Annotated in this window: 14 protein-coding genes and 1 rRNA gene; 8 read left to right on the top strand and 7 right to left on the bottom strand. The window is 75.4% G+C overall.

Going from position 1 to position 12806, the window contains the following annotated elements; genetic code table 11:
• The first annotated feature begins 6 nt into the window (after positions 1–6).
• Positions 7–123, top strand: a 5S ribosomal RNA gene (rrf, locus tag GTQ99_RS11845).
• 149 nt (positions 124–272) lie between these two features.
• On the opposite strand, the gene GTQ99_RS11840 is transcribed toward rrf, so the two are convergent.
• Positions 273–1322 (bottom strand): LLM class flavin-dependent oxidoreductase, encoded by a 1050-nt coding sequence (locus GTQ99_RS11840; protein ID WP_166615935.1) that lies wholly within the window; start codon positions 1320–1322, stop codon positions 273–275.
• A 132-nt stretch (positions 1323–1454) separates the two neighbouring features.
• On the opposite strand from GTQ99_RS11840, the gene GTQ99_RS11835 reads away from it, so the two are divergent.
• Together GTQ99_RS11835 and GTQ99_RS11830 are read left to right on the top strand one after the other, a co-directional pair.
• Complete coding sequence (locus GTQ99_RS11835) at positions 1455–1736, top strand: WXG100 family type VII secretion target (RefSeq protein ID WP_166615934.1); 282 nt, start codon at positions 1455–1457, stop codon at positions 1734–1736.
• 164 nt (positions 1737–1900) lie between these two features.
• On the top strand, positions 1901–2890 hold the full coding sequence (locus tag GTQ99_RS11830; protein ID WP_166615933.1) for an ADP-ribosylglycohydrolase family protein: 990 nt from the start codon (positions 1901–1903) through the stop codon (positions 2888–2890).
• 1 nt (position 2891) lies between these two features.
• On the opposite strand, the gene GTQ99_RS11825 is transcribed toward GTQ99_RS11830, so the two are convergent.
• Together GTQ99_RS11825 and GTQ99_RS11820 are read right to left on the bottom strand one after the other, a co-directional pair.
• Entirely contained in the window at positions 2892–4247 is a 1356-nt protein-coding gene (locus GTQ99_RS11825) for a 6-phospho-beta-glucosidase (RefSeq protein ID WP_166615932.1), read from the bottom strand.
• Entirely contained in the window at positions 4244–5023 is a 780-nt protein-coding gene (locus GTQ99_RS11820) for a DeoR family transcriptional regulator (protein ID WP_166615931.1), read from the bottom strand. The genes GTQ99_RS11825 and GTQ99_RS11820 overlap by 4 nt, the downstream gene beginning before the upstream one ends.
• A gap of 161 nt (positions 5024–5184) precedes the next feature.
• Here GTQ99_RS11820 and GTQ99_RS11815 point away from each other — a divergent pair, with 161 nt between their 5' ends.
• The 4 genes from GTQ99_RS11815 to GTQ99_RS11800 are packed head-to-tail and all read left to right on the top strand — an operon-like array spanning position 5185 to position 9300.
• Positions 5185–6159: a PfkB family carbohydrate kinase gene (locus tag GTQ99_RS11815; protein ID WP_166615930.1), complete on the top strand. Its 975-nt coding sequence runs from the start codon at positions 5185–5187 to the stop codon at positions 6157–6159.
• The gene (locus GTQ99_RS11810) at positions 6156–7532 is read left to right on the top strand and encodes an extracellular solute-binding protein (RefSeq protein WP_166615929.1); all 1377 of its coding nucleotides are present in this window, start codon (positions 6156–6158) and stop codon (positions 7530–7532) included. The genes GTQ99_RS11815 and GTQ99_RS11810 overlap by 4 nt, the downstream gene beginning before the upstream one ends.
• A gap of 3 nt (positions 7533–7535) precedes the next feature.
• A complete protein-coding gene (locus tag GTQ99_RS25115) occupies positions 7536–8474 on the top strand; it encodes an ABC transporter permease subunit (RefSeq protein WP_205707290.1) in 939 nt (312 codons plus the stop codon).
• Position 8475: 1 nt separating this feature from the next.
• Positions 8476–9300 carry an ABC transporter permease subunit gene (locus GTQ99_RS11800; RefSeq protein ID WP_166615928.1) on the top strand — a complete coding sequence of 275 codons (825 nt, stop codon included), beginning with the start codon at positions 8476–8478 and terminating at the stop codon, positions 9298–9300.
• 20 nt (positions 9301–9320) lie between these two features.
• Here the strand turns inward: GTQ99_RS11800 and GTQ99_RS11795 are convergent, their stop codons facing one another.
• Positions 9321–9677, bottom strand: a complete 357-nt coding sequence (locus GTQ99_RS11795; protein ID WP_205707289.1) for a cupin domain-containing protein — start codon at positions 9675–9677, stop codon at positions 9321–9323.
• A 50-nt stretch (positions 9678–9727) separates the two neighbouring features.
• Between GTQ99_RS11795 and GTQ99_RS11790 the strand changes: the two genes are divergently transcribed.
• Positions 9728–10153: a nitroreductase family deazaflavin-dependent oxidoreductase gene (locus tag GTQ99_RS11790; protein ID WP_166615927.1), complete on the top strand. Its 426-nt coding sequence runs from the start codon at positions 9728–9730 to the stop codon at positions 10151–10153.
• 32 nt (positions 10154–10185) lie between these two features.
• Here GTQ99_RS11790 and GTQ99_RS11785 read toward each other — a convergent pair whose 3' ends face one another.
• The 3 genes from GTQ99_RS11785 to GTQ99_RS11775 are packed head-to-tail and all read right to left on the bottom strand — an operon-like array spanning position 10186 to position 12639.
• Entirely contained in the window at positions 10186–10533 is a 348-nt protein-coding gene (locus tag GTQ99_RS11785) for an acyl-CoA dehydrogenase family protein (protein WP_166615926.1), read from the bottom strand.
• Positions 10534–10537: 4 nt separating this feature from the next.
• Positions 10538–11041, bottom strand: coding sequence for a hypothetical protein (locus GTQ99_RS11780; RefSeq protein ID WP_166615925.1), 504 nt, complete (start codon positions 11039–11041; stop codon positions 10538–10540).
• Complete coding sequence (locus tag GTQ99_RS11775) at positions 11038–12639, bottom strand: glycohydrolase toxin TNT-related protein (RefSeq protein ID WP_166615924.1); 1602 nt, start codon at positions 12637–12639, stop codon at positions 11038–11040. The genes GTQ99_RS11780 and GTQ99_RS11775 overlap by 4 nt, the downstream gene beginning before the upstream one ends.
• Between the last annotated feature and the right edge of the window lie 167 nt (positions 12640–12806).

The raw sequence follows: 12806 nt of genomic DNA, 5'->3' as shown, positions 1-12806 counted from the left end.
GTGTGGTCCGGTGGTCATAGCGGTGGGGAAACGCCCGGTCTCATTCCGAACCCGGAAGCTAAGCCCACCAGCGCCGATGGTACTGCTCGGGAGACTGGGTGGGAGAGTAGGACACCGCCGGCCACTCCTTTGTGTGGAGTGGTGTGAGGGCCCGTACCCCCTGGTGGGGGGTGCGGGCCCTCACCCATGTCCGGTGCATCTTCGCGTGGGGCATGTCCGACTGGCCCGGCATCGTCCACAGCGCTGCGGACGATGCGCGGGAGCGGCGTGCTTCAGGCCGCCGTCCAGCCGAGGTGGGGCGCCACGCGCTCCGCGACGATCGTGAGCACCCGCTCGTGGGCCGTGACGTCGCCTTCGGCGGGCAGGACGATGACGAGGCCGTCGGTCTCCGGCAGGGCCGCATCGGCCAGCAGTCGCTCGACGATGGAGTCCGGGTCGCCGCTGAGGATCGGGCTGTAGCGGACGGGGAAGGGCGAGTCGCCCGTCGGTCGTCCGTCGTCGGTCATCCCCGCGCGGTACCCCTCGACGAAGTCGTGGTGCACCTGCTCGTCCCGGGCGTCCAGGAAGGGCAGCACGATGCGCCCGATCGACGCGCGCGCCCTGCGTCGTCCTTCGTGACCGGCACCGGCGAACGCCTTGCGGTAGCTGCGGATCTGACGCGCCTGCACGACGTCGAAGGCCTCCCCGGTCTCCTCGGTGTTGAGGGTGGACACCTGCAGGTCGAAGCCCTGCTCGCCGGCGCGGACGGCGGTCCGCTCGCTGCCGGCGCCGTACCAGAGGCGGTCGCTGAGGCCGGCCGCGTGCGGCGTCACGACGAGCTCACCGCCGGCGGGGACGTCCATGTACTGGGCGGCAGCCCTGGCCAGCGGCTGCCCCGCGATCGCGGCCCGCAGGACCTCGAGGCGGTGCTGGGCCTCCCCGGCGAAGCCGCGCGGGGACGCGCCGTGGATGACGTCGAGGCTGGCTGCCAGCGGGGGGATGCCGTTGCTGAGGCCGAGCTCCAAGCGGCCGCCGCTGAGCAGGTCGACCGTCGCCGCGTCCTCCGCCAGCCGGACGGGGTCCTCGTACCGCATGGGGATGACGCCCGTGCCCAGGTGGATCCGGTCCGTCACCTGGGAGGCCGCGGCGAAGAAGGTCATGGGGGAGGACAGGAAGGGCTCGTGGTGGCGCACCCGCACCCACGCGGAGTCGTAGCCCAGGCCCTCGGCGTGCTGCACGAGGCGCAGGCCGTCGCGCAGGGCGGCGGCGGGACCACCCGGGCCCCCGTGGTCAGGGACGAAGGTCAGGAAGCCCAGGTCGAGGCGACGGTCGGGCAGCGGCATCAGTCCTCCAAGTGATTGCAGCTTCAACTGTACTCCCTCGTGGACGTCGGCTCCGAGGCGGAGAGCTGTGGACAGCGGGCTCCCGGCTCCGGCGGCTCGCTAGCGTCGCTGCCGAGAGGAAGGAGCCGCACCGTGCGGGTCACCGTCACCACCGAGGAGCTGCAGGCCGCGGCCGCGGCCCTGCGCGCGGACGCCGCCACCGCCCGCGCGCGGGACCGAGCCCTGGCCGGCGCCGCGGACGCCGCGTCGGCCTGGTCCTGCGGGCGGGCGCTGGACGCGGTGCACGCGTTCTTCGACACCCTGGGGTGGGCCGCGCAGGGTGCCCGCGAGGGGCTGGAGGACCTCGCCGGCCGGCTCTCGGCCGCCGCCGGCGACTACGAGGCGGCCGAGCGGGCGGTTCCGCGGCCCCGGTGAGGGGCACCGGCGCACCCGCCGGGCGGCCGCAGCCAACCGGGTGGTTCGGGCGTCCCCGCCTCCACCCGCGACCCCGAGGGGTCGAACTCCTCCTCGTGGACGAGGGACGGCACGCGGGACCAGCGCTCCCGCCGGGAGCGGGCACCGCACAGGCGGGTCCGCGGGTGCGCGGGTTGCTGCACGGCCTCGCCGTGGGCGAGGTGCTCGGGACCGGTGCTCCGGTCACGGGTGGGGTGCTGCAGCACGGCGTCGCCACGCAGCTCGCCTGCTTCACGGCCGCCGCGAGCATCCGCACGTCGCTGCGCCGTTCGGTCACCGGCTCGGCCGACGCGCGCCTCGACCTGCTCGAGGCCTACCGCCGGTGGGCGCGCGTGTGGTCCTCGGGCCGCTCGGCGGCCGACGGGGCGGCGTGGCTCGACGACGTGCCGCTGCTGACGAGCACGGCGGGCAGCGCCGCCGACACCGTCCGCGGTCTCGCGACCGGGAGCGGTGGCACGCGCACCGACCCCGTGACGACGGCCGACGGCTGGCACGCCCTGGCCCGTGCGCTGCCGCTGGCCGCGCAGGTGGTGCGCGACCCGGCGACGGCCGTGGCCTCGGCCATCGACTCGGCGGCCCTCACCCACGGTCAGCGCTCCTTCGGCCCGGCGGCCCTGGCCGTCCTGCTGGCCGGCGCCGCCCTCGAGACCGGCGACGCGGTGCTCGCCGTCGGGCAGGGCATCCGGACGGCGATCCTGCAGGGCGTCGACTTCGGCGCCGTCGCCGTCGCCGACGACGCCGTGCGCGCCGCCCGCGAGGCCCCGGCCTCGCGGGTGGTGCTGCGCTCCGGTGCCCACGACGGGTCCTCCGGTGCGACGTTGTGGGCGGCCACCTACTGCCTGCTCAGCCACCCCGGCCGCCGGCAGGCACCCGCCGCGCTGGCGCTGGCGGCCGGCGCACCGCACCCCGTCGCCGTGAGCGCCGTCACGGGTGCGCTGGTCGGCGCCGTCCACGGCGAGCGCGCCCTGCCCCAGAGCGTGCTGACGCGCATCGACCTGGCCTACGTCATCGACCGGCTCGCGCGCGACCTGGCGCGGGAGAACACGCCCAACCCGGACGGCAGCTGGGGGGCCGCCGCGGACCCCGCCTGGCGCGCCCGCTACGGCCTGACCTGAGTCAGCGGAAGAGCTGCGCCACCTCCGGGAGGGCTTCGACGTAGCCGTCGAGCAGCTCGCGGGCCACCGCGACGGAGTCGACGAGCGGGTGCAGGGCGAAGGCCCGCAGCGCCTCCTGCCGGTCGCCGTGGACGGCGGCGGCGATGGTGTGCCGCTCGACGGCCTTGACCTGCTGCATGAGCCCCAGCTGGTGCAGGTCCGGTGCGGACGTGGTCAGGGGGTGCACGCCGTTCGCGTCCACGGTGGTCGGCACCTCGACGACCGCGTCGTCGGGCAGCCCGGCGATGGTGCCGCCGTTGCGGACGTTGAGGATCATCGTCGCGCGCTCGTCGCGGCTGACGGCCGCCATGACGGCGAGCGCCACGCCGGCGTAGCCCTGCTGCGCCGGGTCGAGCTCGGGCTGCTCGGAGTGCGCGGGAGCGCCCTGCTCCCCGCCCTTGGCCTCGGCCATGTAGCTGGCGCTGCGCGCGCTCACGGTGTCCCGCCACAGCTGCGCGGCGCCGTCGCCGGCGTGCTGCAGGTCCTCCCAGAACCTGCCCTGGGTGCGCAGCAGGAACTCCCCGCGCGTCTCCTGCGCGGCCCGGATGGAGGCGACCGCCTCGCGGTTGGAGTAGTAGTAGTAGAGGTACTCGTTGGGCACCGCGCCCAGCGTGCGCAGCCAGTCCCGGCCGAAGACGACCCCCTCCTCCAGGACGTCGAGCGCCGCGTCGTCGGCGAGCAGCCGCGGCAGGACGTCCACCCCGTCGTGCAGCAGCCGCCGCATCCACCCGAGGTGGTTCAGCCCGACGTAGTCCACCTGGACCCGCCCGGGGTCCAGGCCGAGCAGCCCGGCGATGCGCCGGCCCAGCCCGGAGGGGGTGTCGCAGATGCCGAGGACGCGCTCGCCGAGGACCGACTGCATCGCCTCGGTGATGATGCCGGCCGGGTTGGTGAAGTTGAGGAAGTAGGCCTGCGGGGCGAGCTCGCGCGTGCGCCGCGCCACGTCCAGCATGAACGGCACGGTCCGCAGCGCGTAGGCGATGCCGCCCGGCCCGGTGGTCTCCTGGCCCAGGACGCCGCGGTCGAGGGCGACCCGCTCGTCGCAGCAGCGGCCGCGGAGCCCGCCGATGCGGACGGCGGCGAAGACGAAGTCGCTGCCGGCCAGGGCGGCCGACAGGTCGGTGGTGGGGACCAGGCGGGGGGCGTCCGGGAACCCCTGGGCCAGCTGGCGCAGGATGCGCACCATGCCCTCGAGCCGGGTGGTGTCGACGTCGTGCAGGGCCACCTCCTCCACGCGCGGGGACCCCTCGTCGCGCAGCAGGGCCTGGTAGACGTAGGGGGTGCGGAACCCGCCGCCGCCGAGGATGCACAGCTTCATGCTCTGATCACCTTCCCGCCGGCCTCCCGGCAGAGGTTCGTCGTGGTCTCGGGAGCACCGTCCGTCGTCACGAGGACGTCGACGTCGGCGAGGGAGCAGAGCCGGTAGGACCCCTGCCCGGGGAACTTCACCTCGGTGGCCAGCAGCACGCGGCGTTCGGCCGCCTCGATCATCGCCTGCTTGACGGGCGTCTCGACCGCCATGTTGTCCACGACGCGGCCGTTGGGCTTGACGCCGGTGCACGAGAGCAGCACCAGGTCCGCGTTGACCTGCCGCAGCGCGGCCTCGGCGAGCGAGCCCACGAGCGTCTGGTAGTTGCGCCGCAGGACGCCGCCGAGCACGACGAGGCGCACCGCCCCGTCGCCGCGCAGCTCGTCGAGGACGCCGAGGTTGGAGGTGATGACGGTGACGTCGCGGCCGCGCAGGTGCCGGGCGACGAGCGGTGTGGTGGTGCCGATGTCGAGGACGACGACGTCGCCGTCGCGCACGAGGCCGGCGGCGCGCGCCGCGACGCGCTCCTTGAGCTCGACGTGCTGCTCGCGCTCCACCGCGAACGGCGACTCCCCGGCGTCGGCGGCCCGGGGGCGCTGCCCGCCGCCGGGTGCCAGGGCGCCGCCGTAGGTGCGCAGCAGCTCGCCGTCGCGGTCGAGGTGCTCGAGGTCGCGGCGGATGGTGGACTCGCTCACCTGCAGCTGCTCGGCGAGCCGCCGGACGCTGGCCGCGCCGTCGGCGTGCACGGCGGCGACGATGCGTCGACGCCGCTCGCTCGAGATCACCCGGCGACCGTAGCAACGTCGCGCAGACCCCGCCAAGGTCGAGCACGAGGCGGGCCCGGAACACGCGCGGCGCGTGCAACGCCTTGCAAGAGCGTGCAGCGGCGGGCATGCTCGCCGGACCGTGCCGTCGACCGACGGCGGTCCGAGGAGGAGGGAGCGCCGTGGCCGACCTCGACGTGCTGCTCGCCGGCCGCCTCTTCTGCGACCTGGTGTTCTCGGGGTCCTCGCTGCCGGCGCCGGGCGCGGAGGTGTTCGCCGACGGCTTCGTCCTCAGCCCGGGCGGCACGGCGAACCGCGCGGTCGCGGCCGCGCGCCTCGGCAGCCGCACGGGCCTGCTGGCCGTGGTGGGCCGCGACGTCTTCGGCGACGAGCTCACCCGGCTGCTGGCCGCCGAACCGGGCCTGGACCTGCGCTGGCTGCGGCGCGCACCCGGCGCGCGCACGGCCGTCACGGTCGCCGTCACCGACGAGCACGAGCGCAGCTTCATCACCTACGAGGAACCCGGCACGCGGGTCCCGGCCACCTGGCCCGGGCGGCTGCCGACCGCCACGACCTGCCACGTCGGGCTGGCCGAGGAGCTGCCCGAGTGGGTCTCCCGGCTGCGCGCGGCGGGCACGACGGTCTTCGGCGGTGTCGGCTGGGACGCGAGCCACGAGTGGTCGCCGCTGGTGCTCGAGCGCCTGGAGCAGGTCGACGTGTTCGTCCCCAACGAGGTCGAGGCGGTGAACTACACCCGCACCGACGACGCCGCGGCCGCCGCCAAGCTCCTCGCCGACCGCGTCGGCACGGTCGTCGTCACCCGGGGCGCGCGGGGCAGCCTCGCCGTCGACGCCGCCACCGGCGAGCAGGTGGAGGAACCCGCGGTCGCGGTGGCGGCGCTGGACCCCACCGGTGCGGGCGACGTCTTCGTCGCCGGCCTCATGAGCGCCACGACGCTCGGCTGGGACCTGCCCACCCGCGTCCGCTTCGCGGGCCTGGTGGCGTCGTTGTCCGTGCGCTCGCTGGGCGGGGCCGCGAGCGCACCGCACCCCGCGGACGTGCTCTCCTTCCTCCGGGAGCGCCGACCCGACGGCGACTTCGACGTCATCCACGACTGGGCGCTGGCCGGTGCCCGAGACCTCCAGGAGGACCAGTGACCGCACGCTCGAACCCCCCGGCCCGGCGATCGGTGCTGCTCGGGCTCGCCGCGGCCGGAGCCGCCGGCGCGGCCGGCTGCACCCCCGGCTCCTCCGGCGGCAGCGGCGGCGGCGCGCAGACGACGAGCTCGGCGCCGGTGTCCACCGACATCGCCTCGCTGGGCGAGATCACCCTCACCGTGTGGGACCAGAACACCGACGAGGGCATCGACGCGGCGACGCAGCAGCTCAACGAGCGGTTCTCCCAGCAGTACCCGAACGTGACGATCGAGCGCGTCAGCCGCTCCTTCGAGGACCTCAAGACCACGCTGCGGCTCGCGCTGTCCGGTGACGACGCCCCCGACGTCGTGCAGGCCAACCAGGGCTACCCGGACATGGGCGCCTTCGTCGAGGCCGGCCTGCTGCAGCCCGTCGGCCCGTGGGACGCCTCCTACGGGTGGCAGGAGCGCTTCCCCGCCGACCTGCTCAGCCTGAACTCCTTCAGCGAGGACGGGCGCACGTGGCGGGAGGGGAACCTCTACGGCGTCTCCTCCACCGGCGAGATCGTCGGCGTCTACTACAACAAGGGCCTGCTGCAGCAGCTGGGGCTGAGCGCGCCGACGACGCTGGAGGAGCTGGCGGCGAGCCTGCCGGCGATCGCCGCGGCCGGGCAGCTGCCGATCCAGTACGGCGACGCCGACAAGAGCCCCGGCATCCACCTCTTCGGGGCCGTGCTGGCCGCGACGGCCGGGGGGAAGGCCGCCGCCGACCTCGTCTCCAGCGCCGGCGGGGCCTGGACGGACCCGGACGTGGTCCGCGCCGCGAGCACGCTGCGCGAGTGGGCGGACGCGGGCTACCTGCCGGAGGGCCACAACGGCATCGGCGAGGACGAGGCGGTCGCCCGCTTCGCCCGCGGTGAGGGCGTCCACCTCTTCAACGGCACCTGGCAGCTGGCGACGCTGCAGCAGGCGATGGGCGACGACGTGGGCTTCGTGGCGCTCTCGGGTGCCGGTGGCACCCCGGAGACGCTGGGCGGGGTCGGGCTGGCGTGGTCCATCACCGCGGGGACCGCGAACGCGAACGCCGCCGCGGCCTACGTCGACTTCGTGACGGACGCGGCCGCGAGCCAGGTCCTCGTGGACACCGGCAACCTGCCCGCCGTCGCGCCCGAGGGCTACCAGGCGCCGCAGGGGACGCTGGCCGGCGACATCGCCGCCGGCTGGCAGGCCGTGAGCGAGGGCGGTGGGCTGGTGCCCTACCTGGACTACGCCACGCCGACGTTCTACGACACCCTCACCGGTGCGGTGCAGCAGCTGACGGGCGGGCAGTCCACGCCGGAGCAGTTCGCGCAGGCGCTGCAGGCGGACTACGAGTCGTTCCAGCAGGACCGCTGAGCGGTGGCCGTGGGGAACCGGGCGCTCGCCCGCGAGCGCGGTGGCGCGCGGTCCGCTCCCGGGCGGGGACCGCGCCCGCGGCGGCAGTGGAAGGCGTACCTCTACCTGGCGCCGGCGCTGGCCGTGCTGGGGGTCTTCCTGCTCTACCCGCTGGGGCAGAGCGTGTGGATCTCCTTCTTCGACTGGAACGGGTTGTCGCTGGCGACCTGGGTCGGCCTGGACAACTACGTCGACATCGCGACCGACCCGCGCATCCGCGCCGCGTTCGGGCACGCGCTCGTGCTCATCGTCTTCTTCGCGCTGCTGCCGGTTCTCCTGGGCCTGCTGCTGACGGCGGTCATGGGCCGGGCGGCGCGGCTGCGGGGGCTGGCGTTCTTCCGGGCGGTCCTGTTCCTGCCGCAGGTCGTCGCCTCCGTCGTCGTGGCGACCTCCTGGCTGGCGATCTACGCGCCGGACGGGCTGCTGAACCAGGTGCTGCGCGCCGTGGGGCTGGAGGTGGCGGCCCGCTCCTGGCTGGGGGACTTCGGCACCGCGCTGCCGGCGGTGGGCCTGGTGGGCAGCTGGGTCGGCACGGGCCTGTGCCTGGTGCTGTTCCTGTCCGGGGCGGCGCAGGTGGACCGCGAGCTGTACGAGGCGGCGCGGCTGGAGGGCGCGGGGCTGCTGCGGGAGTTCCTCGCGGTGACGCTGCCGGGGATCCGCGGGCAGATCGCGGTGGCGCTCACGCTGACGGTCGTGGCGGCGCTGAAGACCTTCGACCTCGTCTACGTCACCACCCGCGGCGGGCCGGGGGACTCGACGACCGTGCCGGCGTACCTGGCCTACGAGCGGGCGTTCCAGACGAACCAGGTCGGCTCGGCGTGCGCGATCGGCATCGTGCTGGCGCTGCTCATCCTGCTCGTGTCGCTGGTCATCGCCCGCGTCCAGCCGGCCGAGGAGGACTGAGGTGCGGATCAGCCGGGCCGAGGCCACCGCGAACTACGTCCTGCTCGCGGTGTTCGCCGTCCTCACCCTCGTGCCGCTGCTGGGGGTGCTGCTGTCGGCCGTGACGCCCGAGGGCGAGCTGCGCGTCGGCTTCGAGCTGCCCTCGCGCCTGTCGCTGGGCAACTTCGCGCAGGCCTGGGAGCAGGGCGGGTTCTCCCGGTACCTGGTCAACAGCGTGCTCGTGGCCGCGGGCGTCGTGCTGCTGACGGGGCTGCTGTCGACGCTGGCGGGTTTCGCGTTCGCCACGATGCGCTTCCCGGGCCGCTCGGTGCTCTTCTACGTCGTGCTCCTCGGGCTGCTGCTGCCGGTGGAGTCGTTCGTCATCCCGCTCTACCACGACCTGCGCGGGTGGGGGCTGACGGACACCTACTGGTCGCTGCTGCTGCCGCAGACCGCGCAGTCGCTGGCGTTCGGCACGTTCTGGATGCGCAACTACTTCCGCTCCTTCCCCGTCTCCGTGCTGGAGGCCGCGCGCCTGGACGGCGCCGGCGACCGGGTGCTGCTGTGGCGGGTGCTGGTGCCGAACGCGCGCCCCGCGCTGGCGACGATGGGCCTGCTGGTGGCGATGTGGACGTGGAACGAGTTCCTGCTGCCGCTGGTGATGATCTCCGGCGAGGGCTGGCGCACGGCACCGCTGGGGCTGGCGTTCTTCCAGGGCCAGCACACCACCCAGGTGCAGCTGCTCGCGGCGGCCGCGACGATCGTCGCGCTGCCGATCGTCGTGCTGTACCTGTTCCTGCAGCGCCGCTTCATCGCCGGGATGCTCTCGGGCGCCGTGAAGGGCTGAGCGGCACCCGCGCCGGGGCCTCAGCGCCCCAGCAGGTACACCTTGCGCAGCGGTTCGGTGACGCTCCAGCGGGTGCGCGTGCCGGCGCGCAGGCGCCCGACGGTGCCGGGGGCCAGCCGCAGCGGCGGGCCGTCGCCGTCCTCGCCCTCGACGACGACCTCGGCGCGGCCGGCCACGACGACGAACACCTCGTCGGTCTCGACGTCGCGCATCCCGCCGGCGGTCATCTCCCAGACGCCCAGCTCGACGCCGCCGACGCTGCCGAGCTCGACCGCGCCGGTGGCCGGCGCCCCGTCGAGGACCTGCTCGGCGGGGACCGCCTCCACCGGCACGTCGAGGGTCGTGGTGTCCAGGACGTGTCCGGGTCGCAGCTGCACGGGCGGATCCTAGGCGGCGGGTGGCCGCCGACCCGGCCTAGAGTCGGGGCATGAGCACCGCGATGGACCTGCACGGCGACCCGCACGTCGCCCGCTACCTGGAGACGGACGGCGAGGACGGCTACCTCTGGAAGAACGGGACGACGATCCTCCTCCTGTTCACGAAGGGCCGGAAGTCCGGCGAGCAGCGCTCGCACGCGCTGATCTTCCGCGAGCACGAGGGCGCGCTCCTCGTCGTGGCCTCCAAGGGCGGCACCGACGCCCCGCCGGCCTGGTTCCTCAACCTGCAGGCCGACCCGGACGTCGAGGTGCAGGTCAAGGGCGAGCGCTTCCGCGCCCGCGCCCGCGTCGCGACGCCGCAGGAGAAGCCCACGATGTGGGCGCGGATGGCCGAGGTGTGGCCGGACTACGACGAGTACCAGACGAGGACCTCGCGCGAGATCCCCGTCGTCGTGCTGGAGCGCACGGGCTCCTGAGCGCGGCTGCGGGAGCGGCAGGGGCGGCGCCGTCAGGGCAGTCGCCCCTCCCGCTCCAGCTCACGGACCAGCGGGCGCACGTGGTCGTCGGCGAAGGCGCGGATCCACGCCAGCGCGCACGCGTCGGTGGCCTCGTCCAGGCTGGTGCCCGCGTTCCCCTCCACGAGCCACACCAGCGTCGCGTCGAGGGGCGGCGGATCGGCGAGGAGGGACTCCAGCGCGTCGACGTAGCGGCGCAGCAGGTCCGGGCGCCGCAGCCCCAGGGTGCGCAGGTGCACCACGGCCTCGTCGTAGTCGAAGTCGCTGAGGTACAGGTCGAACATGTCGCCGACGACGGCGACGGGTGTCGCGGCCGGGTCGTCGACGGGTCGGCGCCGCACCGGGTCACCGCCCCGGCGGGGTCGGCAGCGGCAGGGGCCGCCGGCCGCTGGTGTCGCGGTAGGCGTCCTCGATCTCGGAGGTGGCGTGCCGCAGCAGGTGGGCCAGCACCTTCTCCTCGTCCGGTCGCAGGCGCGCGGCGCTGAAGCCGCGGCCGCCCTCCCGCCAGTGCAGCGTCACGCGGGCCCGCTCGGGCCGGGTGGTGCTGAAGCCCTCCCCGAGGGGCGGCAGGTCGTCGAACAGCGCGTTCGGCAGCGAGCGCGCCGAGCGCCAGGACGAGCCCAGCAGGTGCAGCAGGTAGCGGTCGGCGGCACCCGCGTGGTCCGTGCGCAGCTCCACCTGCTCGCGGCCGCGGCTGCTGCGGGTCACGACCACGTCCTCCCCCTCGCGGGAGACGGTGTGGCGCACCTCGGGGTCGCCGAACTCCACCCGGCCGGCGCGCTCCTCCAGCGGGGTGCCGGCCTCCTGCGCGAAGCGCGCGACGGCGCCGTCGATCCGTGGTCCGTTCACCGGAGCACTCCCTTCCCCTTCAGCCACTCCACCGAGTACTCCTCGCCGTGCGGGTCGACGAACCGGGCCTGGACCCCGCCGCCGGGCTGCCCGAACGCCGGCGCGATCCTCGACACCTCGATGCGGACGTCCTCCGGCAGCTTGCCGGTGAAGGTGTACGCGTGCGCGTCGGCCCCCAGCGAGTACGGCGCCAGCGAGCGCTGCGCGTAGGGGGTCCCCGGCGGGACGCCGAGGAAACCGCCCCCCTCCCCGCCGATGCGGTCGAAGGCGTCGCCGTAGGCCTTCGTGAACGCCGCCGGGTCGTCGTAGAAGACCCGGCTGCGGGCGACGGCGCCGCCGTCCGGTGGCCAGCGGATCGAGCCGTCCTCGCGCAGGTAGCGGGCGGCCCACTCCGCCTGGGTCAGCGGGTCCCCGCTGACCGGGTCGACGCCCCACCGCCGCGCCGGGTCCCCGCCCAGCGCGGCCACGGAGGGGCTGACGTCCTTGACGAGGGAGTCGGCCTGCTCGGCCCTGCCGCCGTCGCCGACGTCCAGGCCGTAGGCCTCCTCGCGCTCGGTGAGCCGGACCTCCCCGCCGCGCACCCAGCCGCTGCCCGCCCCGGCCCCGCTGCGCGTGGGGTCGGTGCGCCGGCCGGTCAGCTCGCGCAGCCACTCGCCGGCCCGCGCCACCCACGAGGGGGGCAGGTGCTGCAGCAGCGCCTGGCCGCCCTTGACGACCGCCCCCACGCCCAGCCAGGTGCTCGCGGCGGTGCCGAGCTCCAGGGCACCGCGCTGCACGAGCTCCTGGCCGTCGATCGTGCCCTCGCCCCAGTCGGCGAGGGTGTCGAGCAGGTCGCCGGCTTCACCCTCGTCTCCGCCCAGCGCGCCGACGACGGCGCCGGCGACGGTGAGCACGACGCCCACCACGACGACGACCCAGCCGGCGACGCGCAGCGCCTGCGCCAGCCAGCGGAAGGCGCCGACGTGCTCGCCGATCCAGTCGCGCACGCCGTCGAGGTTCCCGTCGACCCAGGCGCCGGCGGCGGCGGTGCTCTCCCGCCACCGGTCGCCGATGGCGCCGACGGCCTCGGCGACGCCGTCGCGGGTGGCGCTCCACGCCGAGGAGAGCGTGGACGCGATCCGGTCGGCGCCCTCGTCGACGGCGGCCGTCAGGTCGGACCAGCGGTCGCCGAACCAGTCGGAGACGCTGCGCGCGGCGGCGGCCTCGTGCGCGTCGGCGGCCTCCTCCTGCGCGGAGGTCGCCGCCCAGCTCACCCGCGTGCCGCCGGCGGTGGCGCTCAGGTGCGGCGCGGTGCCCGCCCCGCCCGCTCCCGGTGCCTCGACGTCGACGACGGGGATGGTGGCGCCGAAGTCGCCGGACCAGCGCAGCGCGGCGAGGTCCTCGGCGCGGCGGGCGTGCTCGCGCACCACGGGCAGCACGGCGGTGCCCAGCCGGTCGGCCACCCCCAGGGCCTCGTCGAAGCCGCCGAGGGCGACGCCGAGGTCGGCGGCCGCGCGCCGCAGCGGGCCCAGTCCGCTCTGCAGGGCGTCGCGGGTGGCGCTGACGTCGCGCTGGACGCCGCGCACGGCCTCGGGGTTGATCTCGACCAGGCGGGTCACCACGCGGCTCCCGCGCCCGCGCGCTCGGCCTCGCGCCGGGCCTCGGCGCGCTGCTCGTCGGCGACGCGGGCCGCGAGGACCCCGGCGGCCCGCTCGGCCTCGGCCAGCGCGTCGGCGACGGCGTCCTCGGCGCGGCGCAGCGAGCCGGGCAGCCGGGCGGCCAGCGG

The sequence above is a fragment of the Kineococcus vitellinus genome, assembly GCF_009906315.1.
Classification (GTDB): domain Bacteria; phylum Actinomycetota; class Actinomycetes; order Actinomycetales; family Kineococcaceae; genus Kineococcus; species Kineococcus vitellinus.
The sequence above is the reverse complement of the archived record's forward strand: the minus strand, read 5'-3'. Positions and strand labels throughout refer to the sequence as shown.